Raw genomic sequence first — 22,445 nt, forward strand, 5'->3', positions numbered from 1 at the left:
TCGCCTACTTACAGGCTTTAAGTATTTGCTTAGTATGCCTAGGGAAGCTAGCCTCCCCGTCCATGAGACCAATCATCGAACGCGACATCCGCGCGGCCTTCATCAACTGTTCCAAGGGAGAGGCCAAGCGCCTCAACCTCCCCAAAGACCTCGCAGACCTCCCCTGGGAAGACCTGGATTTCCTCGGATGGCGAGATCCGGGTGCGCCTGAACGTGCCTACGTGCTCGCCGAGCGCGACGGCCCCCTCATCGGAATCGCGCTCCGGGTGACATCCGGCGCGTCGCGCGGCTTCACCTCACGCAGCATGTGCTCGCTGTGCCTGACCACGCACACCAACGGCGGCGTGGCGCTGATGACCGCGCGCCGAACCGGCGAAGCCGGCCGCCAGGGCAACTCGGTCGGGCAATACCTGTGCACCGACCTCGCCTGCTCCCTCTACACACGAGGGAAGAAGGAGGCCGCGGGGGGCGGAGTCATCGATGAGTCACTCACCCAGGAGGAGAAGGTCGCCCGTACCCGGGCCAACCTGCATTCCTTCCTGGACAAGGTGGTCGGATGAGCGGGCGAAGGAGGTGTGGGCGGGCGCGGCGACCCCGCGCCCGCTTCCCTGCCCATCCCGTCTGCCGTCGCGCGTGAGGCTGCCCAGCAGGCACGCATGGATCGGATGACCGAGCAGCACACCGCGAGGCCATGGACGGAGCAAGACGAGCTGTAGCGGAGGTGCCCCGATGGCCGGCGGGTTCGTCGGAACACGTGCGGATCCAGCACGATCTCTTGATCTTGGAGCTTCGCCGGCGGTTACTCGCCCGCCTGATCGACGAAGCCGAGCCGCCGGTTCATCGCGATCGCGGACGCGTTACGCGGATGGTGGAACGTCGCGAGCCACCGATAGCCCGACGACCGGACGAATCGGATCGCCAGCAGTTTCAACGCCAGAGACAGACCTCGCCCCCGGTAGGGCGCGAGCACGCCGGTCATCTCGCTGAACGCGTAGCCCTTGGTCGCGTGCAAGGAGGTCGTCGACATTCCGATCCACGCGCCGTCGCAGATCGCGAGGATGACGCCATCCGGGTGGAAGGTCGGCACGTCGATGCGCTGTGCGACGTATTCCTCGTACGTGTAGAACTCGCCCCGATCTGGGATGTCGGCCGAGCACGCCCTGTTGAGGTCATAGAGCGCACGCCGATGATCCGCTGTGTCGCCGGCATCGGCCATCGTCGTGAACGTGATGCCTGACGCGCACGCCCGGCGCAGGTACGGCTCGAACGCCTCGTCGTCGAACCCGTCCACGTCCAGTTGAAGGCGTATCCAATCCACCATGAACAGACCGTACAGTCGCCGCTGTCCCGCTGATCACTCGACGAACGAGCACGCAACGGGCACGGGGAGGGCATGGCTTTGCTACCTCGTGGCATACCCGTGCTCGTTTGGCGGGCTCGAGGAAGCAAGGCTCCCACACGCTCCACGCTGGCCTGGCCGAGCTAGACCGCCGGCGTGGATGTGCTCGCGCTGTGTGCTTCCCCGCGGGGCAGCAGGTTCAGAGTTTGTAGAGCTTGTTGAAGGGTGTCGTGATTCGTTCCTGCCGCGATCCGAAGTCGACGAACACGGCGATCTCGTCTTCTACACGGATGACGACGCCCAGGCCATATCGATCATGGGTTACCTGGTCGTCCACGCTGAACCGCTCGGCAGGTGGGGTGGGGGGCGGAGGTTTGAAGGGACTTGTGGGCAGGTGGCGACGGGACGCGCCGCTGGCTGGCTTCATCTCCTCCAGTATGTGCCGCGCAGGAGAACGCTCGCGACATAGATCGGCAATCTCGCCGAAAATGACCAGGGCCCGGGCGAGGATTCGACTCCTGACCTGGCCCTTCACAGGGGAAGCGGGTGACGGGAATCGCACCCTCGCGAGTTGGGGAACGGGGAGGCGGGTCAGCATGGGCCGCCGGACCGTGGGCCACCGTGAGAGACCCCTGCTGCCCGCCTGTTCTGGCACGGATCTGACACGCGACGGAGGTCTCCGTCTTGCGGCATTGCCAACCGAGTGCCAGAGACTTGGATCGAGCACTTCATGAACGGGTGAAAGCCGAGCGAGCGGCGCAGCGGCGTGAATGGGAGGCGCGACAACCACGACACGGTGAACCGGCCGAGCAGTAGCGTCTCGGTAGAGATTTCCGTGGAAGACGAGGCCATCCGGCTCGAGACCCGGCTGACGAGGGACCAGCTCAGGGGGCGATCGGCAGCTGTCGCTTGTGCTCGGTGAGCCGGTAGCGGCGGGCCATCGCCACGAAAGCGGCCTCATCGACCGGCTTGCCTTCCAGGAGGTCGTCGATGTCGTCGTAGGTGACGCCGAGCGCCTCCTCGTCGGGCCTGCCCGGGTTCAGTGTCTCCAGGTCCGCGGTCGGGGTCTTCCCAATCAGCGCGGACGGCGCACCCAGAGCCTGCGACATGGCCCGTACGCGCCGCTTGGTGAGGCCGGTGAGCGGAACCACATCGGCCGCGCCATCGCCGAACTTGGTGAAGAAGCCGGAGACCGCCTCGGCAGCGTGGTCGGTGCCCACGACCAGGCCTTCGTGCGCGTTCGCCACCGCGTACTGAGCGATCATGCGCTGCCGGGCCTTGATGTTGCCGTGCGCGAAGTCCTGGTGGTGCGCGTCGCGGAAGACCGTGCCTGCGGCCAGCACCGCCTCCATCGCGGCGTCACTGGCGGGCTTCACATCGACGGTCAGGACCCGGTCGGGCCGGATGAACTCCAGCGCCAGCTGCGCGTCCTTCTCGTCAGCCTGGGCGCCGTACGGAAGCCGCATCGCGAAGAACGTCGATTCCCGCCCGGCGGCACGGACCCGCTCTACCGCGAGCTGGCACAGCCGGCCCGCGGTCATGGAGTCCACACCGCCGCTGATGCCCAGCACCAACGAGCGCAGGCCCGTGGAGATCAGCTGGTCGGTGAGGAAGGCCACCCGGCGCTCGATCTCCTGTCGTACATCGAAGGACGCGCTCACTTGCAGATCCCGGGCGATCTCCTGCTGCAGGGACGTAGACGCCAGGTCGGTCACGGTTGCTCCTCGGTCGGGGACCCGTGGGCAGGGTCGGCATGCGCCGTCGGGCGGGGTCACAGGCGCGTGTAGGGGACGGAGGTACTTTAGTGGAACGAATCCGCCTCACCCGGCAATGACGAAATCACCATCTCCGGCTGCCTCATAGGTGGGCCAGCAGCATGTCCAGCGGCCGAGGTACGCGATCGAGATCGAGTGCCGCGACGAGCGGGCCAGAGTAGCGGATCTTGCGGCCACTGCCTGATCCCATGAACCGGCGCAGCTGGTCGTGAGTGGTGCGCCCGCGCCATGCGGGTTGCTTCTGGAGCGTGCGAAATGAGCTGAGCTCGCCCTCGGCATCGACAACGCGCTCAACCGTGGCGGTGCCGAGGGCGCGGATCAGCTCGTCTTCCAGGTCGGCGACGCACACGAAGAATCCGAGCGCCTCCAGATCGCTTCGGCTGAGGTTGGATCCAAGGCCGGCGCGCTCAAGAACCCTCCGGAAGTCGCCTTCCTCCCCGACGTCGCACAGACCGGCCAGCCGGAGATTGCGACCGGGAGGGCCAAACCTGCCGATATACGTCCCGATGTTCGTGGCGCCGCCCATCGCCACAAGGGAGATGCCTTCGGCCGCCAGGTTCCGGCCACGGCGCTCGGCCAACGCTTCGATGGCCGACTTATCGCTGACTCCCTCGACCAGGACCACGGTTCGCGTGTCGATCACGAGCCCAGCCTTGCACCGCGCCCGGAGAGGATTCATCCCCTTTTACGCGCTGGAAGGTCACCAGCCGCAGGTCCCGATCTCCGGCTGCCGTACTGGACATCGGCCCCACGAGCAGCAAGGATCTCCCGCCACGGTCTCCGCGCCGGCTCGCAGCCCTGAGCCTGCTGAAATCCCCTCTGCGACCCACTCGCCGACTCCGGCGAGAATTCGGCTGCAGAAGCCCGCAACACACGGAAATCGCCGAGTGGGCTGCGACACGGCGAAGGCCCGCGATTACAACAGGACATTGGATTCGGCCACTCGCTGAACTGAATGGGGCTCAACCCTCGTCAGGCAGCAGCACTGACGGCAGGCTCGCCGAAGAGGCGATCCGTCCCAAGCAAGTCCAGCAGCGGCCGCTCAGATGTCGGCGATCCAGTCTTCACTTGTAACTCTCAGTAGTTGTCCTGTTACCATTCGCATTGCCGGTCGCAGGGCGCGGCCGAGGGCGCAAAATCCAAGGCAGAGGTAATGCGGACGATACGAAGGATCGCCGTGGTAGCGGCGGCAGTAGCCGGAATCATGATCACTCCCGTGGGGATCGCCACGGCCGGTGCTCATGCCGGCGACGACGACGGCGGCACGGGCGGCCTGCTGTCCAACATCTCCGGAAGGAACTCATCCGGCCACGCCAATCTCTGTGGCACGGGCAAGCTCTCGCTTCTCAAGGAGCGTACCTGCGTCACGATAAACGAGCACGCCCCCGGGGATGCCGGAGACTCATCCGGCTCCAGCGGCGGCATCCTGTCCAACCTGCTGTTCGCCCGCAACGCTTCGGGCCACAGCAACAACTGCGGCAACGAAACCCTCTCGCTCCTGAGCCGCACCACCTGCATCACCGTGGACCGGTAAGCCGATCACACGATTGGGGCCTGGCGCCCCCAGGCCCCAACCAGTCCCACGACGGTTGTCCACAGAAGGTGACGATGGGATCAGATCCGCAGCTGTGCATCGGCGCCGTGATCCCGGAAACCGGGCGGCTGGCCCGGCTCGGCGATCCGCTGTCCTTCCTGCTCCGAACGCTGGCGCCGCACCTGAGTCAGGTGCGTAACGGAAATCGCCGTTACACGCTGCGTATCGCGACCCGAGACAGCCGATCCGACCCAGCTCAGGCCCGCCAGGCCGTACGAGAACTGCTGGAACAGGAACGCGCCCACATCGTGATCACCATGGCCGGCACCAAGGTGCTGCCCGCGGTGACCGACACCTGCGAGGAGCTCCAGGTGCCATGCGTGTCGACCACCTTCCCCTGGCAGGCGTACGTATATCGAGGCGCCACCGACACCCGGCACCGATTCCAGTGGACATATCACTTCGCCTGGGGACTCGACGACATCGCCATCGTGTTCGCCGAGATGTGGGAGCGTCTCGGCTCCACGCAAACGGTCGGTTGCCTGTGGAACGATGACCTGCAGGGACAGTTGCTGCGCCGCGGTTTCGCGCCGGTGGCGACCGAACGCGGCCATACCTTGATCGACTTCGGCGGTTACCGCGAACCGGCCACGGACCTCCGCATCCACGTCGACCACCTGCGCCGCCACGGTGCCGACATCTTGACCAGCGCGGCCACCACCACCGATCTGGCGCTGTTCCACCGCCAAGCCCGCGAGGCCAGGTGGCGTCCGCGGCTGATCACCTGCTCACGATGGCTGGCCTACCCGCACCACGGCATCCCTCATGCCCGCGACGCCTGCGAAGAGCTGGCCCAAGCACGCGTGGCCACGCTCGTTTACTGGACGCCGAGCCATCCCTACCGTTCCTCCCTGGACGGCACCACCGCCGCCGAGCTGGCTGCGACATACCAGCACAGCACGGGCAAACGCTGGCTCCAGCCCCTTGGCCTGGCTCATGCCCTCATCGAGGTCGCCCACCACGCCCTGGCCTCCGCCGCCGACCCCACCGACCGCGGAACGATCGTCCAGGCGATCGCTCGCACCCGCATCCACACCATGGCGGGGCTTCTCGACTGGACGAGCGGCCCCACCCCGAACATCGCCCTCGTTCCGCTGATCGGCGGCCAATGGCGCCCGACCCGCCATGGGCACGAACTCGCCGTAGTGACCAATACCGACATGCCCGACGTGCCGGTCACCGCCGACGTGATACCGGCACGATGACCTTCGGTCCGCCGAGTCGCTCCCCGCTGCGGCGTTGTCCGACACAGGCGAGGCAGCAAATTCCTGAACGTCGCGCCCAGCCCCAGCCAGAGATCAGTCGCCGCTGTCGCTGGTGACCTCGACGGCGGCACCGAGGTTCGGCGCCGCCCTCCTGGCGAGTTCGCCGGCACGGTCCCGATCCGCGCTCTCCGCCACGACGATGCCCACACGATCGGGTTGCAGAGACGCGTGGACGACCGAGTACTGAGCGACCACCGCCTCGTACGCGGCGATCGCCTCGGCAGGGACACCGCCGTCGAAGCCGGTCGCGACGGAGAGCCGGGGCCGTACCCCGTGCTCCGTGCCGACCTCCAGGGATGTCACGTTCGAGAGTGGCCTGTGCCGGTCGCCATCGGCGACCATGTCCTTGAACACCGCCATGGCGCCGGTGGCATCGACCGTGGTGACCTCGATTTGCCAGCGGTCGGTCCCTTTCCAGGGCCTGTCGTCGATGTCGCCGTTCACCACCTGGTCGTCGGCCGTCAGCGACCGCCACAGCGCCAGTACTTCGCGGGTGCGCCTCTCCTCCACGACAACGGTGAAGGTGATGTCATCCGCCGTGATCCTGCCGGTGACCTTGTCGTGACGGGTGACATAGTCCCCCAACTCGTTCCCCAGCTTGGTCACGCTGTCGGCCGAAGTGCCGTCCTTGAGGATCAGTGTGCCGGTCGACTTGCCGAGGAAGGGCAGCGTGTTGTCTTTGGTGGTGTGGATTTTCGCGACGTCCGGCGCACCGGCCCAGTCTTCCTCGAAATCCGCGGCGAGTGCCGTGCCCTTGTCGATGGCGCAGCCGGTCAACAAGGTCAGGCCCAGCACGAACGCGATGATCGGCATCGGCCGCCGCAGGTCGTCTCTTCGCAGTGTCGTCTCCTTGGAAGCGCGTGAGCCGGCCAGGGCCGATCAGCCCAGACCTGGCCTGCGGTGGTCGCGACCAGATCCAGTTTGCGGCGCTGCTCGTCGACGATGAGCAGGTTAGCCCCCTCGGTTGAGGCGAAGCCGCACTGGGGCTGATCGCCGGGTTCTCCAGCGGTACGTACGCAGCACCAGATCGTCGATCGCCCCCGGCCATCTACGGGGGCGAGGTCACACGGGGCGATCGGAGGACTGTACTCGTGCGGCGGCGTGGCGCTGGGGACGGCGGTCGGCGTGGCGGCGCTTTTCACAGGACGATCACCCGTAAGCCTCACAGAGAGCGCCGGCAGATCATCCCCGCGAGCGGCCGCCATCAAGGCGGTCGCGAAGCCACAGGGAGGATGAGAGGTAGGATAGAGAGCATGAGCGAGCCTACTGGCAAATATTCGATCACCATGCCGCGTGACATCGCCGAGGCCGCCCGGTCCCGGAGCGGTCCTTCCGGTCTGTCCGCTTACGTCGCCGCCGCTGTCGCCCGCCAGATCGAGCGCGACAACCTCAGCGAGCTCATCCAGGTCGCCGAGGCCGAGCACGGCCCCATCACCGACGACGAGGTCCAGGCACTGCGCGACCAACTCCACCAGGCCCGACGGGGACAGGCCAACGGTGGAGCGGACGCCGCGTGACCTGTTCTCCCGCCACTCCCGGCGGCACCCTCGTCCTCGACAGCGAGGGACTGGCCAAGGCCGTCCTGCGCGACCGCACGGTCACCGCATGGCTCGCTCTCGCCCGCGCCGACGACCTCCGCGTCATCACCTCTGCCGCCACCCTCGTCGAGGTGGTCCACCCCCGCGTCAACCGGCCGGCCCTGGAGTGGACGCTGTTCCGCCTTGTCGTCGAGCCGGTCACCGAACCAGTCGCCCGCCACGCCGCCACGCTCTTGTCCGACGCCGGCCTGCACGGGCACAAGTACGCCATCGATGCCATGCTCAGCGCCACCGCCCTCGCTGCCCCAGGTCCCGTCACGGTCCTCACCTCCGACCCCGAGGACCTCGCCGCCCTGTGCGGCGGACGCGTCATCGTCATCAAAGTCTGAGCTGTGCTTCTCACACTGCTCTGTCTGATTGCCGGGCGCGAACGGGCACGCGATGAGACGGAACGGGCACGCAACGGGCACGCGGCTTCACTGATCCTCTACGCATCATTCATCTTGGTGCCATGCCGGGGACGGCGGTCACCAGAGCCAGCGTTCGAGGAACTCCGCCCACATGTATCCGTGGTAGCCGTCGAAGGCGGGTGGGTCGATCTTCTTGAGTACCTCCGCGAGCTCACGAAGTTCGGCCAGCGCTTCCTCTTCGTGCTCGTCGGGATCGCCGAGAGTCGGCGAGTGGGTCACATGGAGGCCATAGTGGTGCAGTGTTCGCAGCCAGAGCGTGATTGAGGAGTTGGCGAACCACGGTTGGCCGTCAGGCAGGACGTAGTAGACCTGGCCGGTGTCCGGTTCGGCGCCGAAGGCCCATCTGAGGTCAGGCCGGATGCCACCGTGGTGGTGCTGGGTGAGCCGGTAGAGCCTACCTCCTGATGAGGTCTCGAGCGCTGGCTCCGGATCGGTCTGGAACGTGACGTACTCGATGAGTTGCTCGACGACAGGAACTCCGACATTCACAAGGATGGCCTTTTGATAGTCGGGGATCCGCCAACCGGCCACAGCATCTGGCTCGGCTCGGATGACGTGGTCGGCTCCAGCCCATGCGGTCAGATCTTCATAGGTCAGCACTGAGATCCTCCAGAAGGTTGCCCGGCATGTGCTCTGTCGCCGGTACCCGCGCTCTCCGCTTGGGAACTGCGACGACCGGCCTCCGGTGACCTCGGGTTCGTGATTGGTACGCTGATCGTCATGGGAGCTGGTGAGGCGTCTCTGCGGCTGGAGGACGTAGCGTCGGCGTTAGAGACGACTCTCACCGCCCTGAGGGCTGTGGGGGCCGACCCGATGTACCGCGTGGGTGGCACAGGTGCCGCTCTGCTGCAAGGTGTTCAGCTTCCTGTCGGGGATGTCGACCTCTTGGTGGCTCGGCGGGAGGACGTGGACGCGTTCGCTGCCGCCCTTTCGTCCTTTCCTTGTCTATATGCGGCATCTTGGCTTCCCGAGAGTTCCCAGTATTTTGCTAGGTACGAGGTGAACGGGGTCCATTTGGAGATCAGCACGGTTGAGCGCGAGACCGACTCCGATGGGATGGAGTGCGTTGGCCGTGGCCCGTGGCAGCACTACGTCTTGATCACGTGTGGCTCGTATCGTGTTCCTGCGGTTCGCCTGGAACTGCGGTTGGCCACAGAACTCTTGCGTGATCGTTCGGATCGATACGAACCTCTCCTCGACCACATGGCAGCGCAGGGGTTCGATGCTGATCTTCTGGATAGGGCCATGACTGCTCGCGGTCTTTCGGCGGAACGCCGGCGCTTGGTTCACGACCGCCTCGCCCCTTCCTCTCCCCGCTCCCGATAGCCGCCAAGGATCTGCGCCGCCGAAGAATCGGGCAGCCGGGGCGGGGAACTGCCTGTGGTCGTCGTCCGGGCCGGGAATCTCTCAGAAGTACGGTGTCCAGCCGGGACTGATCGCGGCAGCCGGGCCGAACCGGTTGCCGCCCTTGCCGTTCCAGACGGTCAGCGTCCCGGAGGCGGCTGAGAAGAGGTTGCCCACGCCGTCGGCGTTGAAGTCCGGCGTGGCCGATGCGCCCATCCCGGCGTAGTGCGGGTTCTGGGCGTGGGTGAGGGTCTCCCAGCCCAGGAAGTGGGACACCCCGACGGGGCGGTTCTGCTCGACCCATCGCGTGGCGTAGGGAATGTCGTCGTATCCGAGACGGTGGTGCAGCGCGTTGTAGCCGACCTCGAAGTGCTCCCCGAGGTCCTTGGTGACCTTTCCGCCGCACAGCCACGACGGCACCGTTCCGCCCAGCTGCAGGCGAGCGTGGACACCCCGATCTTCCGCAACCTGGACCGGCTCGACCTGCACCACCATTACATGTCGGAGAAGATGACCGAACGGGTCCGCACCCAGTTCACCGATGCCGGAGTCGGAGTCAACACGAGCGACCGCCAGGAACTCGACGGGTGGGACGACTGGAGACCCTGTGGATTCGGGTGTCGAGGACGACTGGGAGCCTCACTCACACTTTCCAGCGATCATCGGCTGAGCACCGCGCTGTCCGGGTCGTGGCGTGGGAGTCTTACGTCGCTCTCACACTAGCCGGGAAGTAGCGCTCACAGCTGGTTCTTGATGGGTTCCGGCGTGTCCGGGACAGGCTGCGCCAGGTAGGCCGCCACCTCGACGGGGGTCAGGAGACGGGCCTGGCGAAGCAGGTCGAGCGATTCCCGCCAGGAGGCCCGCGCCTCCTCCCGTCGTCCCAGGTCGTGCAGAGTGTGGCCGAGCCACCAGCAGGACACGGCGGAGTAGAGCGTGAAGCCGACCTCACGTTGGAGCTTGATGGCGTGGCGGTATTCCGCTGCGGCCTCGGCGAGCATGCCGTTGGCCCGGTAGGCATCGCCCAGGGTGTCGTGGGCGATGCCGAGGCTCCCGGTGTCGTCCAGTTCCTCCGTCATGGCCAGGACGTGCCGTGCCTCCTCGACGGCTTCCCCGAATCTCCCCTGACGGTAGTAGACGTGCACCCGGTTGTTGCGGACGTAGGACTCGTGGTCCCTGCGGCCGATACGCTCGACGATGACGAGCGCACGCTCCAGCGCGGCCAGGGCGTCGTCGTAGCGGCCCATCATCGCGTAGACGGTCCCGAGGTCGTTGTACATCCCCGCCTTGCGGTCCGGCAGTCCGGCCCGGTCCCAGCAGGCCAGCCCCTCCTCCAGGTGGTCCAGGGACTCCTGGAAACGTCCGAGTTGCTGGTGTATGGAGGCGAGCCCCTGGTGCAGGGGCGCCATGGAGCCCCAGTCCTCCAGCTCTCCGGCACCTCGCAGAGCCTCCTCGCTCACCTCGACAAGCTCGGAGAACCAACCCCGCCGGTCGAACAGCCACTGGGTGACGTTCGCGAGAACGGCCGCCGTCCGATCGGTGGAGTCACGGGCCGCTTGGCGGACCGCGGCCAGCAGGTTGTCGCGTTCGCGCTCGACCCACTGGTTCGCGGCCTCCAGGGTGGTGATCTCCTCCCCGGTCTGCTCGCAATGGAAGTATTCGAAGTCCGTGGTGCCGGCCGCCGCCAGTCTGTCGGCCTGCCTCGCCGTGGCCAGGTAGTGGTGCAGAGCGCGGCGGATCGCGCTTGCCCGCTCCTCTGCGGCAAGTTCCTGTTCCCGGGCGTAGAGGCGGACCAGGTCGTGGAACTGGAACCGGCCGGGCCCTGCCGGTTCGAGGAGCCGGGCGTCCAGGAGGCGTTCCAGGGCGGCCTCTGCGCGGTGTTCCGGCCAGCCGGCCAGGGCGGCGGTGGCGGCGGGGGTGTGCGTGGGCAGTTCAAGCATGCCGAGCAGGGCCAGTAGGTGAGCGGCGTCCCGTCCGGCCGGCTCCTCGCGCAGTTGCTGGTGGCTGACCGCGATACCGGCGCGCACGGCCAGGTCGGCGTACTCCAGCAGATCCAGGCGCCGGGTGGCGTCCGCGAGTCGTACCGCCAGATCGGAAATCGCCCAGACGGGGCGGGCCGCCAGCCGGGCGCCCGCGATCCGGAGCGCGAGCGGGAAACCACCGCAGAGCCGTACGATCTCCGCCGTCGCCTCCGGCTCAGCGCGTACCCGGTCGGCGCCGACGACGTGGGTGAGCAGCGCGGCCGCGTCGGAGTCGTCGAGCGTGCCGAGGTGCAGGTGGTGGGCGTTGTCCAGGACGGCCAGCGGGTCGCGGCTGGTGATGAGGACCCGGCAGCCGGCCCCGCCTGGGATGAGAGGGCGGACCTGACGTACGTCGCGGGCGTTGTCGAGGATCACCAGCAGGTTGCACGTCGCGGTGAGCGAGCGGTAGCGGGCGGCGGCCTCACCGGGGTCGACGGGTACGGCACTGCCGTCGAGGCCCAGCGAGCGCAGCAGGTGACGGAGCGCTTCGATGGACGTCAGCGGGGCAAGCCCGGCGGTAGCGCCGTGCAGGTTGACGTAGACAACGCCGTCGGTGAAGCGGCCGCTGACGGCATGCGCGACGTGTACGGCGAGCGCGGACTTGCCGATGCCGCCGGGACCGTCGATCACCGCGATCGTGGAACCGCCGTCCGTGACGAGGGCGGCTCGCAGCCGCTCGATCTCGGCGGCCCGGGCGGTGAACGCCTGCGTGTCGGCGGGAAGCTCGGCGGGCACGACCGGCTCGGCCAGCGTGACCTCCTGCGCCGGGGCGCTGAGGTCGAGCACCGGGTCGCGGACGAGGATGGCCTGGTGGAGGCGGCGCAGCTCGTTGCTGGGTTCGATGCCCAGCTCCTCCACCATGACCCTGCGGGTGTCCTGGTAGACGGCCAGCGCCTCGGAAGATCGCGCGTCGCGGTACAGGGCGAGCATGAGCTGGGCGGCGGGCCGCTCGCGCAGCGGGTGCGCCTTGACGTGCGCGGCGAGTTCGGCGGCCACGGCGTGGTGGTCCCCGGCGGCGAGCCGTAGATCGACGTGCTCTTCCAGAACGGCGAGCCGTTCCTCCTCCAATCGGCCGGCCTCGATCCTCGCCCATGGCGCGTCCACCTCGGCCAGCGCCGGCCCTCGCCAAAGCCCGAGCGCCTGGCGGAACAGCGCGTCGGCGGTCGCCGTCGTGTTCTGGGCGCGGGCGGTGCGCGCCCGCAGGGCCAGCCGGGTGAACAGGTGCGCATCGACGCGGTCACGGTCGAGGGTGAGCCGGTAAGCGCCGGGCACGGTCTCGATGATGTCCTCACCGCCGTGAGGAACAAGCGTCTCTCGGAGCTTGGAGATCACGATGTGGAGCTGCTTGGCCGCGGTCGCCGCCGAACTGCCCGCCCACACGTCGGCGAGGATGCGGTCGGCGTGGACGGCCTGTCCTGTGTCCAGAGCGAGCCTGGCGAGGACCCCGATCCGCCGCTGCCCGGCCAGCTTGACCGCGTGGTCACCCGTCGTGATCTCCCACGGACCGAGGAACCTGATCTCCAAACCCATGCGGAGCGCTCCCATTCGTCACCGGATCTAGAGCGTAACGATGTCTTGGTACGTCGGCGCCAGGTTCCCGGGCCGGCTTTGCGCCTGACTCGTTGACGGCTGAAACGTTCACCCGCTTGGCTTCGTGGCGTTCTTGTGCTGAATCGTCCGAGGAGTATGCGTGAACCAGCCACAGCGGGTCGGCCACCGTACCCCTACCGGGCCCCCGGCCCGGTTGCGTCCCCGCCTTAGGTCTTCGAACTGGCTGACCGCCTCGGCCGTCGTCCTTTCGGCAACGTGCGCAAGGTCAAGGACGGGGTCTACCAGCTGCGGTTTCAGCGTCACGGAAAGATGCGCACATCTCGAGGTCTTCCTGACAAGGGCGGAGGCAGAGCTAGCGCTGTGGGCAATGGCCCCTGGCGACAGTGCGGACGACGACGGCGGACGGGCTGATCTCAGTGTCACGCTTGTAGGGCCCGCTGGTACGGGTTCAGGTCGCCCGGTGACTCAGGGATGATCTGCCTGCGGACTGTCCATGGCTTGTGCCCGATGCCCACCTGCCCCCGACCGCGCGCCCGCCCTGACGGGCGGCCGTCGGCCCGGCGTGCACTGGAACGCCAAGACGACTACCCAACCGGGACTCGGCAGCGGCCACCCCTGCGATCCCGGCATTTGATATGGATCTTCTGGCTCTGGCTCTGGCTCTGATTCTGGCCGTGGCTCTGGCCGTGGCCGTGAGTCTGGGCTATGCGACTCTTGATCTTGCGGGCGGTTACCGCGACGGCTTAGTCGGGCTCGCGGTCGATGGCGGGGTTGCTGGTGAGACGGGTTTGCCCGCTACCGTCGGCGTTCATCGAATAGATCTCGTTGATGCCGTCCCGGGTGCTAGTAAAGGTGATCTTGCCGTTCTGGCCGGGGACCACCGCCCCGGTCGGCAGCGCCGCCACACCCATGACCGTCACGACCGTGATGGCAGCCGTGATCACGGCCATCACGGCCCGGCCGACGACCCTTGTTTCGATGCCCCGCGGTTCTGTGCGCCCGCCCCCTGCGCGACGGCAATCCCTGTCACAGCCATGGACTGTCTATTCATCGCCCGCCCCCTCGTGGTCTGCCACGGTGTCCGCGTGGATGGGATGTGCCAGAAATCCCGTGCAAGGGGGATCCACGGAACTGCTGTCCAAGGTCACCGAAGTGACCTAAAGGGGGCCAAGTGACCACAGTAGATGCCGCGGCCAGCGAGATCGAGGAACCTGGCGACTCGAATTCCCGTGCGAGCATCGCGGCGGCGACGCGCCAGCGCGTTCGCGACGGCCCGTGTCAGCGGTCTCGCTGAGCTTTCTGACTCAGCACACGCACTGAGGTCCCCAACCCGCTTAACTTCGAAGAGCCGGCATGCGTAGCTCACTCGTCGTAGAGGAAGCTGCGAACCTCTCGTGCGAGATTGATCAAGGGCTCTCCAGGGAGAATCGGGGTACGAACGGTGGCGGTCCACATGTCGTCCGGATCTTCGCTCGGATTCGGAAAACGGAGGGTCCAGCGGAGATCTACCCAGTGACCTGAGTGGATGGCTTCCAGCTGAAGATCAGCGCTATAGGACGTCCATGTCCGTGTTCCGGGCCACCCTTTGAAGTCGGTTACCAGATTCTCGAGGAAGTCGGCGAGGCCGTCTCCCATGATGGTCTCCACGGCTACCTCGGCGTGAAGCCCAGCTGACTCGGCCTGAGCAAGGAAGAGCATCAAGGCGTCGTCGTGTGGCCGCTCGCACTGCGCGAGCCTGATGAGGGTCACTCCTGGGCCTGGTATTTGGACCTCCGGAGTTGGACGTTCAGCTTCCAAGCGTTCCACGATGACTGCTCCAACACTGGTTCACGACGGCGATCAGTTCGTGTGCCTGCACGAGATCACAGTGTTGCGCACCCGCGCACAGTCGCCTGCACTGAGATCATCCCGCCTGCTGTCGGCACGCCCGCAGGGGAAGGGGGCCAGGGTGACCCGGATCCGTCGTACATCCTCGATCCCGCACGGAAGATCTTGCTTGCCTGGGTTAATGCAGTAGGCAACACTGCAGCGTGCACTCCGAAGAGCAAGCCGAGCAGGTGGAAGACGAGTTGATGGGCCGCATCTACACGGCATTGCGCGACGGCGGCCTCGACGCCGAATCCGTCCTCGAACTTGCCTTCTCACTGGAGGAAGGGGGTACGAGCACTCCGGCAACGCAAGAGCTCCTCGAACGCCCCGCCGCCCATCTGACCACGGCCGACCTGACCCGCCTGGGCGAGAGCCTTCTCAGCGAGACCAACTTCGAGCCGACCTTCGCCCTCGAACCTCGTCTGTGGGCGACGCTGGAGCATGCGCTAGAGGTCGTGGAGCGCGACGTTCGCACCAGAGGAATCAACGGCACGCTCCGCTTGGTCACTTACGACTGGGACAGCAGAGGTCTCGCCTGGGTGGAGTTCCAGGGTGGTTATCACGGCAACGGCATCGAACCCATCGCAGGCAGTAGCGCTCAAGGGGCGCTCGCGGATGTCGCCGATGCTGTCCAAGAAACGATCATGGAGTTGATTTGGAAGGTCTGGCCTGTCTGCGCCACGCACGATCACGGCCTGCACGCCGGATACGAACATGGGACGGCCGTTTGGCGGTGCACCGGCGATGGGACGCATACCGTCGCACCGGTCGGTGAACTACCTTGATCGCATCGGCGCATGCATGGGGATGCGCGCCGGAGTACGGGCAGACGACCGGTTGCTTCTGAGCTCGGTCAGCCGTGCCAGACTACCTGGATGATCTATACCACCCGCCGGTACTCAACAATCAGGTACGTGATCATCCCTGCTCCACCTTCACCAAAGGTGTGAGTCCTCATGGGGGCGTCAGGCCGTTCACACTGCGAGCATGAGCGCGATGCGTGAAGAACTGCATGCACTGGTCGATCGGCTTCCGGAAGATCGCGTGCAGCTAGTTTTTCGCGCTTGTTCTCGAGACGGCCAGTCTTGTCGGTGCCGCTTTGCTCGCGCGACGTCACAGGTATCCGCGGCCAGGAGCCCTGTCAGGAGCTCCCGGTGGTGGAGAGATGTCTCAGGCAGGCATGTCGATGGTCAGTCCGGCTGTCTGGGCAGCATCGGCCAGTCGCTTGTCGTACGTGACGAATGAAGTGAGCTGGGGGCGGATGCGGAGAGCAGTTGCCAGATGGATAGCGTCCAGGCTCCGTACGGTCACCGGTCTCACAGTCTGGGCCAGGATGCGAATGCCGGCGTCCAGTTCCACCAACTCGATCAGGTCGAGGACCAGGTGAAGTCGGGCAACGGCTTCTGGGGCGTAGCGTGCTAGGGCCCGTGATGACTCGATCTCCAGCAGAACCGAACTCGTCCATCCGGTCTCCGCCCGTTCGTCGAGCCAGTCGCGCAATGCCTGCGACTCGGCCTCGGCGTGGACGAGTTTCACGACGGCGGCCGAGTCGAGATAGATCATCAGCGTCCGTCCTCGCGGCTGTGGGCGATCTCCGCGGCGATGTCGATGCCGTCCGGTTCGCCGAGCGGCATACGCAGGACAGCGCGACGCATAGCGGCAGCGCGCTCCTTACGAAGGGCGGCTTCCAGCACGGCTTGGCGGATAGCCGCCGAGCGCGAGCTGCCGTCCTGGGTAAGGACATCCAGTGCGTGCTCGGTCTCCGAGTCGCTGCGGATGGTGATGGTGTCAGCCATGCAGCCACTGTAAGACGCTTTGTCTTACGTGGCAAGTCCTGGCCTGCCTTCCCTCCGCGGCGCACGCCCAGCGCGGAACAAATGAAAACCTCTGCGGAAACGTCTGAATAGCGGAAACGTGAGAGCCTGCCGTAGGCGCACGCTCACTCCCTTGGCATGCCCGTTCGCCTGGGTCATGCACATAACGGGCATAGAAGATCGAAAAGAGCTCTATAAACGATCAACGCCAGGTCGGAAACCATCCTTATCTGGCTTTTCGTCCTTGGAGCGGGTGACGGGAATCGAATCCGCGCTCTCAGCTTGGGAACTGCACCGATAACGGCTCGTGGGGGCGCTGACCTGGGCTTCGGGCCGGTCGTGAGTGACCGTGGTTGACCCCTCGTCACCCTGTCTAATTGCACGCTAATTGCACGGCGATCAGAGATGTACGGAGTGAGGACGCTGGTCGTGACGACCAGACAGCAAGATCTCTCGCAGGCTGTTTTTGAGGAGTTCGATGCTGTCGTCATCGACCTGGAGGTCGAGCCGGAGAACCAGCTCTACACCCAGTTCCTGCGCGGCCTTCTCGGTGAAGTGAAGCGTCAGGCGCCCGTAAGCGAGATCGCAGTGGGTCACGCCGCCGTAGGTGGTGCCGCTCTGGTCCTCCCGCACGATGCAGTACGTGTCCATGCCCAGTCCGATCTCCTGCTGGTCCGGCTCCTCCGCGGACATCATGAAGATCAAGGCATTCCCGGTGCCGTCCTCGTACTCGGCCATGCCGAATGTGATCGTCTCCGAGTCGTCGTCCCGGCCGACGGCCCGCACGACCATGTCCCTGAGGGGCGGCCACGTGCGGTCGCTCTCCTCGTCGGCGCCGGCCGACAGGGGCGGGGGAGACCCGGCTTCAGGAAAGGGCACGCCTTCGGGCCATGCTGCGGTCATCCACGGCGGCGTGAGGTCCGGCCTGCGCGGGAACATGATCAGTTCCTCCACGTAGGCCGAAGCGGGCACTTCGACGTCCTGGGCGAAAGGCCACTCGACGGCGAACGTGTGCAGCATGGAGTTGTATGACTTTCCGTGCGGGCTGTAATCGAGCTGGCAGACGAACCACGTCCCCTCGCCCGGCTTGTACGCGGCCGCCTTCAACTGGTGGAAAAGGTCGTCGAAACCCTCGATGTGTTGAGTCCGCCGAACCCCGTCCGCCATCTCGTAACTGATCTCGGTTGTGCTGAAGGTGCCGAGCTGGCAACGATGGACCTGGACATGTTGCCAGTTGTCCGGGGCGCCGCCCTTCACGGCCCGTCCGATCTCCATGCAGAGTTCATGCACGCGGTCGGACGTCATGCTCACCGGGCCTTTTCTTATCGAGCGAACGAGGGCAGGAGCCTATTGGGTGTCCTTCGGGGTGGCTACGCCCGACCGGGGGTGAGAAGACGCCCCTTACAAGATCAAAGCCCAGGTACCGAATCCATCGGTCTACCTGGGCTTTCACCAGTTGGAGCGGGTGACGGGAATCGTTACCGCGCTGTCAGCTTGGGAATTGCAGGAACCTTGGCTCGTAGAGGCGTTGGCCTGCGGCTGAGCCCGGTCGTGAGTGACCGTGGTTGGCCCCTCGTCGCCGCCCTTAACGGCACGCTAATGGCACGACGATCAGCCCGGAGCCAGAGCGCCCCCGCCGGAGGCCTGGGGTTGACACTCGCCAGCGCTAGAGTCGAGCGCTGCGGTTCAGGCCTCATTCCAGTTGTCGAGGATGATGACGGGCGCCTCTTCCACGTCCAGCCATTCGGCTTCAATACCCATGCCGGTGGACGCCTCGATGAAGGCGAACGCCGCGCTGAGCTTGCCGCGGTAATCCTCCGGGTCGAGGCTGTGGAGCATGGCGCGGAACTCGGCCAGGATGCTCGGATCACCCTCTTGGAGGGTGTGCTCGGCGAAGATGAAATTGCGCATCCGTGCCCTGATCTTGCCGTCGGCTGCGTAGAGGATCGTGTATCCCCCGTTGAAGTGCCAGGTCGTCATCCACACGCGTGACTCCGTGCTGAGTTCGGTGAGGATGTGATCGGGCGTGGCGAAGCCCTGGGAGAACTCGAGGAAACCCCAGGCTCCTTCGCCTTGGTAGACGAAGAGCACGGGCAAGTCCTCCTCGCCGGCATCCTCTCTGGGGTACGCCATGGTGCGTTCCTCGGGATCACGGCCTCCGTTCAGCCGCCGCAGGAGATCGTCCACTGTGATCTCTTCGTCGAGGGGTTGCACGACGGTCCAGCAGAGGGCGCTCTCAAACCACTGCTGTTGGTTGAAGAGATTGCGGTAGTGATCGATCACGTGATGATTGTCGCGGAAGCTGCCAGGAGTGAAACAGCCCTCGGCTCCTCCAGTGAGCTGCGGTGAGAATGCTGCGTGGATCGTCGATCGCCCAAGCGCGTGCAGTGGTCACGCAGTGGCGATCGTGAGATGCATCTGTGCGGCGGCGCGGCAACCCCGGCCGGTGCGTTCGGTCGGTACGGCGGGGCAGGCGTGCGGCACCCGGCCCGGTGTCCCCCGCCGTCCGGGACCGGCCCCAGGCCGCGCGCCCGGACGGCGGGCGGGCGGAGGGCCGGGCAAGCGGCGGCGCGCCGGGCCGCCGTTTGAAGAGCAGAGTCTTTCGGCAAATCCGCAGGCAACCTGAGAGGAGGAGATCTTGGACCAACTGTTCACCGTCCCGGAAGCGGCCGAATTGCTTTACACCTCGGTTCGCTTCGTCCGCCGACTGATTGCCGAACGCCGCATCGAGTTCGTGAAGGTCGGGCGGCACGTCCGCATCCGTGAGTCAGCACTGATCGCCTTCGTCATCGCGAGCACCGTCGCGCCTCTCCGGTCCGCGTGCGTCTGGCTTATGTGGAAGGCTCCACAGGCGAGTTGGTCCTTGGCCCGCCCAAGTCCAAGGCGGGCAAGCGGATCGTCGGCATCCCACAGGCGATCATTCCGGCTCTCAAGGAGCACCTGCGGCTCTACGTGAAGCCCGAGGCGGGAGCGCTGATCTTCACTGGGATCAAGGGCCGCCCGATACGAAGGAGCGGGTTCAACAAGCTCGCCGGATGGACAGAGGCCGCAAGGGCCATCGGTGTTCCGGGCCTGCACTTCCATGATCTTCGCCACACGGGAAACGGACTCTGGCGCGGGCCTCAAGGACCTCATGGCGCGCATGGGACACGACAACGTCCGGGCCGCGATGATCTCTCAGCACGCCATCCGGGGAGCCGACAAGCTGATCACGGAGGCGATCGACAAGCACCTCATCGGGCACGAACGGGCACGCGGCGATGACGCGGACGACCCACCCGGCCTGCTGGTACCCACAGGATGATCACGTGCCAAATGGCACGCAGAGATCAAATATCTTAGACAAGATCCAAGCCCAGATGCCGAATCCATCGGTCTACCTGGGCTTTCACAGTTGGAGCGGGTGACGGGAATCGAACCCGCGCTGTCAGCCTGGGAACCCTTTCAAGATCATGCTCTCTGAGCAGGGGAAACGCTGACCTGGGCCGATGCCGGTCGAGTGACCGTGAGTCCCCGCGACTCCCCGTTGATCGCTGTACGAACGGGCACGCAGCGGGCATGGCCTGGCGCACCGCACCCACTCCTACCCGCCTGCCCAGGCGTTCACCCCGGCCAACATACGGACTTCACCCGTCCATACGGGCATGGCGATCACCCGAAGTCGCAGCGCCCCCGCGGAGGACACCTCCTGATCATCCAAGTTGCTGGACAGCGCCGCTGCACGGGCAAGACCATTTACGCATGGGAACCTCCATCCACGGGTTTGTCGAGTGCCGCACGTGGACTCGCGGGCTCGACATTGATGAGCGAGCTTGGTGCGCTGCCATCTCCCTGTCGATGTTGGGAGTAACCAGAGACTATGACGCCTTCGATTGCCTCTTCGGGGTACGCAGCTCAGGCAACTGGCGACCGATTGCGGCCGATCGCGGGCTGCCCCTGGATGCGTCGGAGACCGCCAGAGCGGAATTGGCGGAATGGGGCGAGGCTGCATTCGGCGTCACCTGGTTGAGCTGGGACGAGGTCACCGCGATCGATTGGGATGAACCGGCTCTCCATCCGACTGACATAGCCCAGTACCGGAAGCTTCCCGATCGAACGCTGGAACTCGTTTACCGCTCGGTATGGAGCCGCAGATTCGCTCGCGTCAGCGGCGTGGACACCTTGACGGTTGATCCTGAACAGATTCCTGTGCTGTGGGATGAAGGTACCGAGTGGAGGGCCGGGGACACCGTCTTCCGCGTCGAACGTGCCACGCGCCGCCATCTCGTACCACCTGACGGTCTCTGGCATGCGGTGTGGACAGTCATGCGCGCCCTCGCGCACGTTCATGGAGACGAGGCGGTCCGTTTGGTGGCCTGGTTTGAGGAGTAGGCGATTTGGCTCAGGCGCTTGCTCGGACACAGCGGTTGAGTAGCGTCGATGTTCTTACACAAGATTGAAAGGCCTAGGTCGGCAAGTATCCCTGACCTGGCTTTCGCACTGAGAGCGGGTGACGGGAATCGAACCCGCGCTGTCAGCTTGGGAACCATCTACTGATCTTGCCCTGCTGAGCTGGGAAAACGGGGGTGCAGGTCGAGGCTGGTCGAGTGACCCTGAGTCCCCGTGATTCACCGCTGATTGCCGCTCGTTCTGGCACGGATCTGGCACGCGGTCGGCGCCTCTGTGTTGTGGCATTGTCGGTCGAAGCTGGCAGCATGCAGTCTTATGGACGTGGACGACTTCTGGCTCTTCCTCCAGCGGTCCCAGTACGCGGAGTGCAGATCATGACCGAGGATGAGATCTTCGAAGCGATACGGTCAGACCCCGGGCCCGATGTACTACCGGTGGCCTCGTCCGAGGCGGTCGCTGAGGCTGAAGAGGCCATCGGTTACCCGCTTCCTTCGCTGCTACGGCGGTTGTATCTGGAGGTGGGGAACGGAGGTTTCGGTCCTCGCGGTGGCATCATCGGTGTACAGGGCTATGACTTCTGGAAAAGCGACATCTTCGCGGACATCACTGAATCGGCTTTGGCGTTTCGAACCGAGTCCTACGGACGATGCGCGGGCATGATCCAGTTGTTGGACTGGGGGTGTGCAATCGCGTCACTGCTGGATTGCCGCGATCCCGGGGGCGCGATGTGGGGATGGGACCCCAATCTGTGTTGCTTGGATCATGCGCTCTTCCCTCAGGACATCACCTTCGCGTCGTGGCTCGCGGAGTCGATTGCCTGCGACTTCGCCGAACCGTTCTATGACGGTTACTTCGAGGTCTCGCCGCAAGATGAGGCAGAGATCGCGGTGAGCACCATCGGAGAAGAGGAGGAACCGTGCATGTGGTCGCCGCCTGTATGGGTGAAGGGCAGGAAGGCCGGCAACTGGGAGCGCCGTCACATGTCCGATGACTGACGGGTTGGCTTGGTAAGCGAGCACGGGGCCAGTTCAGGAGGAGCGCTTTCACCACGATCTGGGCTAAGGCGATCAAGAAAGCCCAAGTCCCGGGTTTCGCATCCGACCTGGACTATCACGCTGAGAGCGGGTGACGGGAATCGAACCCGCGCTGTCAGCTTGGGAATTGCAGTGATCTCGGCTCGTAGGGGCGCTGACCTGCGACTGAGGTCGGTCGTGAGTGACCGTGGTTGACCCCTCGTTACCGCCCTTAATGGCACGCTAATGGCACGACGATCAGCCCGCGACCTGGTGTTTCCTGCGCGGCGCGCACACCCCTGCCCGCCTGATCATCCCGTCTGCCGTCGACCCGCCCGAAGGGGAAGCGGGCCAGGGCCACGGGGTCAAGGTGGAGCGCCCCACCGGACGAACGACCTTGGCCCCGTGGCCCTGGCCCGCTCGGCTTGTCCCGGGTCGATGGTGGGCGGGATGATCAGGCTTCCGC

24 protein-coding genes are annotated in these 22,445 nt (G+C 65.7%); 10 read left to right on the plus strand and 14 right to left on the minus strand.

Features of this window, described 5'->3' with window-relative positions:
* Nucleotides 1–62: 62 nt before the first annotated feature.
* Nucleotides 63–560 carry an FBP domain-containing protein gene (locus ACIBX3_RS46655; protein WP_397127124.1) on the plus strand — a complete coding sequence of 166 codons (498 nt, stop codon included), beginning with the start codon at nt 63–65 and terminating at the stop codon, nt 558–560.
* Between the two features lie 239 nt (nt 561–799).
* On the opposite strand, the gene ACIBX3_RS46660 is transcribed toward ACIBX3_RS46655, so the two are convergent.
* The 4 genes from ACIBX3_RS46660 to ACIBX3_RS46675 all read right to left on the minus strand — a co-directional run bounded on the left by ACIBX3_RS46660 (nt 800) and on the right by ACIBX3_RS46675 (nt 3,757).
* The gene (locus ACIBX3_RS46660) at nt 800–1,321 is read right to left on the minus strand and encodes a GNAT family N-acetyltransferase (protein WP_397127125.1); all 522 of its coding nucleotides are present in this window, start codon (nt 1,319–1,321) and stop codon (nt 800–802) included.
* Nucleotides 1,322–1,538: 217 nt separating this feature from the next.
* Nucleotides 1,539–1,874 (minus strand): hypothetical protein, encoded by a 336-nt coding sequence (locus ACIBX3_RS46665; protein WP_397127126.1) that lies wholly within the window; start codon nt 1,872–1,874, stop codon nt 1,539–1,541.
* A gap of 349 nt (nt 1,875–2,223) precedes the next feature.
* Nucleotides 2,224–3,054, minus strand: coding sequence for an ammonia-dependent NAD(+) synthetase (gene nadE, locus ACIBX3_RS46670; protein ID WP_397127127.1), 831 nt, complete (start codon nt 3,052–3,054; stop codon nt 2,224–2,226).
* Nucleotides 3,055–3,196: 142 nt separating this feature from the next.
* Complete coding sequence (locus ACIBX3_RS46675) at nt 3,197–3,757, minus strand: TOPRIM nucleotidyl transferase/hydrolase domain-containing protein (RefSeq protein WP_397127128.1); 561 nt, start codon at nt 3,755–3,757, stop codon at nt 3,197–3,199.
* A gap of 573 nt (nt 3,758–4,330) precedes the next feature.
* On the opposite strand from ACIBX3_RS46675, the gene ACIBX3_RS46680 reads away from it, so the two are divergent.
* Both ACIBX3_RS46680 and ACIBX3_RS46685 read left to right on the plus strand, forming a co-directional pair.
* Nucleotides 4,331–4,648, plus strand: coding sequence for a hypothetical protein (locus ACIBX3_RS46680; protein ID WP_397127129.1), 318 nt, complete (start codon nt 4,331–4,333; stop codon nt 4,646–4,648).
* Nucleotides 4,649–4,722: 74 nt separating this feature from the next.
* The gene (locus ACIBX3_RS46685) at nt 4,723–5,913 is read left to right on the plus strand and encodes an ABC transporter substrate-binding protein (protein WP_397127130.1); all 1,191 of its coding nucleotides are present in this window, start codon (nt 4,723–4,725) and stop codon (nt 5,911–5,913) included.
* 93 nt (nt 5,914–6,006) lie between these two features.
* Here ACIBX3_RS46685 and ACIBX3_RS46690 read toward each other — a convergent pair whose 3' ends face one another.
* A complete protein-coding gene (locus ACIBX3_RS46690) occupies nt 6,007–6,786 on the minus strand; it encodes a hypothetical protein (protein WP_397127131.1) in 780 nt (259 codons plus the stop codon).
* 440 nt (nt 6,787–7,226) lie between these two features.
* Between ACIBX3_RS46690 and ACIBX3_RS46695 the strand changes: the two genes are divergently transcribed.
* The gene (locus ACIBX3_RS46695) at nt 7,227–7,490 is read left to right on the plus strand and encodes a CopG family transcriptional regulator (RefSeq protein WP_138672236.1); all 264 of its coding nucleotides are present in this window, start codon (nt 7,227–7,229) and stop codon (nt 7,488–7,490) included.
* Nucleotides 7,487–7,900, plus strand: coding sequence for a DNA-binding protein (locus ACIBX3_RS46700; RefSeq protein ID WP_397127132.1), 414 nt, complete (start codon nt 7,487–7,489; stop codon nt 7,898–7,900). The genes ACIBX3_RS46695 and ACIBX3_RS46700 overlap by 4 nt, the downstream gene beginning before the upstream one ends.
* Before the next feature lie 138 nt (nt 7,901–8,038).
* Here the strand turns inward: ACIBX3_RS46700 and ACIBX3_RS46705 are convergent, their stop codons facing one another.
* The 5 genes from ACIBX3_RS46705 to ACIBX3_RS46725 all read right to left on the minus strand — a co-directional run bounded on the left by ACIBX3_RS46705 (nt 8,039) and on the right by ACIBX3_RS46725 (nt 14,643).
* Nucleotides 8,039–8,581 carry an SUKH-4 family immunity protein gene (locus ACIBX3_RS46705; protein ID WP_397127133.1) on the minus strand — a complete coding sequence of 181 codons (543 nt, stop codon included), beginning with the start codon at nt 8,579–8,581 and terminating at the stop codon, nt 8,039–8,041.
* Between the two features lie 807 nt (nt 8,582–9,388).
* A complete protein-coding gene (locus tag ACIBX3_RS46710; protein ID WP_397127134.1) occupies nt 9,389–9,820 on the minus strand; it encodes a hypothetical protein in 432 nt (143 codons plus the stop codon).
* Between the two features lie 242 nt (nt 9,821–10,062).
* Nucleotides 10,063–12,873, minus strand: coding sequence for a BTAD domain-containing putative transcriptional regulator (locus ACIBX3_RS46715; protein ID WP_397127135.1), 2,811 nt, complete (start codon nt 12,871–12,873; stop codon nt 10,063–10,065).
* Nucleotides 12,874–13,637: 764 nt separating this feature from the next.
* Entirely contained in the window at nt 13,638–13,838 is a 201-nt protein-coding gene (locus tag ACIBX3_RS46720) for a hypothetical protein (RefSeq protein ID WP_397127136.1), read from the minus strand.
* 418 nt (nt 13,839–14,256) lie between these two features.
* Complete coding sequence (locus tag ACIBX3_RS46725; RefSeq protein WP_397127137.1) at nt 14,257–14,643, minus strand: DUF6228 family protein; 387 nt, start codon at nt 14,641–14,643, stop codon at nt 14,257–14,259.
* Nucleotides 14,644–14,924: 281 nt separating this feature from the next.
* On the opposite strand from ACIBX3_RS46725, the gene ACIBX3_RS46730 reads away from it, so the two are divergent.
* Nucleotides 14,925–15,548: a hypothetical protein gene (locus ACIBX3_RS46730; protein WP_397127138.1), complete on the plus strand. Its 624-nt coding sequence runs from the start codon at nt 14,925–14,927 to the stop codon at nt 15,546–15,548.
* Between the two features lie 385 nt (nt 15,549–15,933).
* On the opposite strand, the gene ACIBX3_RS46735 is transcribed toward ACIBX3_RS46730, so the two are convergent.
* The 4 genes from ACIBX3_RS46735 to ACIBX3_RS46750 form a co-directional block, all read right to left on the minus strand.
* Complete coding sequence (locus tag ACIBX3_RS46735; protein WP_397127139.1) at nt 15,934–16,326, minus strand: type II toxin-antitoxin system VapC family toxin; 393 nt, start codon at nt 16,324–16,326, stop codon at nt 15,934–15,936.
* Nucleotides 16,326–16,559 carry a hypothetical protein gene (locus tag ACIBX3_RS46740; RefSeq protein ID WP_397127140.1) on the minus strand — a complete coding sequence of 78 codons (234 nt, stop codon included), beginning with the start codon at nt 16,557–16,559 and terminating at the stop codon, nt 16,326–16,328. The genes ACIBX3_RS46735 and ACIBX3_RS46740 overlap by 1 nt, the downstream gene beginning before the upstream one ends.
* A gap of 417 nt (nt 16,560–16,976) precedes the next feature.
* Entirely contained in the window at nt 16,977–17,882 is a 906-nt protein-coding gene (locus ACIBX3_RS46745) for an Imm10 family immunity protein (RefSeq protein ID WP_397127141.1), read from the minus strand.
* Between the two features lie 381 nt (nt 17,883–18,263).
* Nucleotides 18,264–18,860 (minus strand): hypothetical protein, encoded by a 597-nt coding sequence (locus ACIBX3_RS46750; protein WP_397127142.1) that lies wholly within the window; start codon nt 18,858–18,860, stop codon nt 18,264–18,266.
* Between the two features lie 355 nt (nt 18,861–19,215).
* On the opposite strand from ACIBX3_RS46750, the gene ACIBX3_RS46755 reads away from it, so the two are divergent.
* The 4 genes from ACIBX3_RS46755 (at nt 19,216) to ACIBX3_RS46770 (ending at nt 21,961) form a co-directional block, all read left to right on the plus strand.
* Nucleotides 19,216–19,533, plus strand: a complete 318-nt coding sequence (locus ACIBX3_RS46755; protein ID WP_397127143.1) for an excisionase family DNA-binding protein — start codon at nt 19,216–19,218, stop codon at nt 19,531–19,533.
* Nucleotides 19,534–19,719: 186 nt separating this feature from the next.
* Nucleotides 19,720–19,881 carry a hypothetical protein gene (locus tag ACIBX3_RS46760; protein ID WP_397127144.1) on the plus strand — a complete coding sequence of 54 codons (162 nt, stop codon included), beginning with the start codon at nt 19,720–19,722 and terminating at the stop codon, nt 19,879–19,881.
* Nucleotides 19,882–20,318: 437 nt separating this feature from the next.
* A complete protein-coding gene (locus tag ACIBX3_RS46765) occupies nt 20,319–20,948 on the plus strand; it encodes a hypothetical protein (protein WP_397127145.1) in 630 nt (209 codons plus the stop codon).
* Nucleotides 20,949–21,340: 392 nt separating this feature from the next.
* Nucleotides 21,341–21,961 carry an SMI1/KNR4 family protein gene (locus ACIBX3_RS46770; RefSeq protein ID WP_397127146.1) on the plus strand — a complete coding sequence of 207 codons (621 nt, stop codon included), beginning with the start codon at nt 21,341–21,343 and terminating at the stop codon, nt 21,959–21,961.
* The last annotated feature ends 484 nt before the right edge of the window (nt 21,962–22,445 follow it).

Origin of the sequence: Nonomuraea sp. NPDC049480 (genome assembly GCF_044465905.1) — a bacterium.
GTDB lineage: Bacteria > Actinomycetota > Actinomycetes > Streptosporangiales > Streptosporangiaceae > Nonomuraea.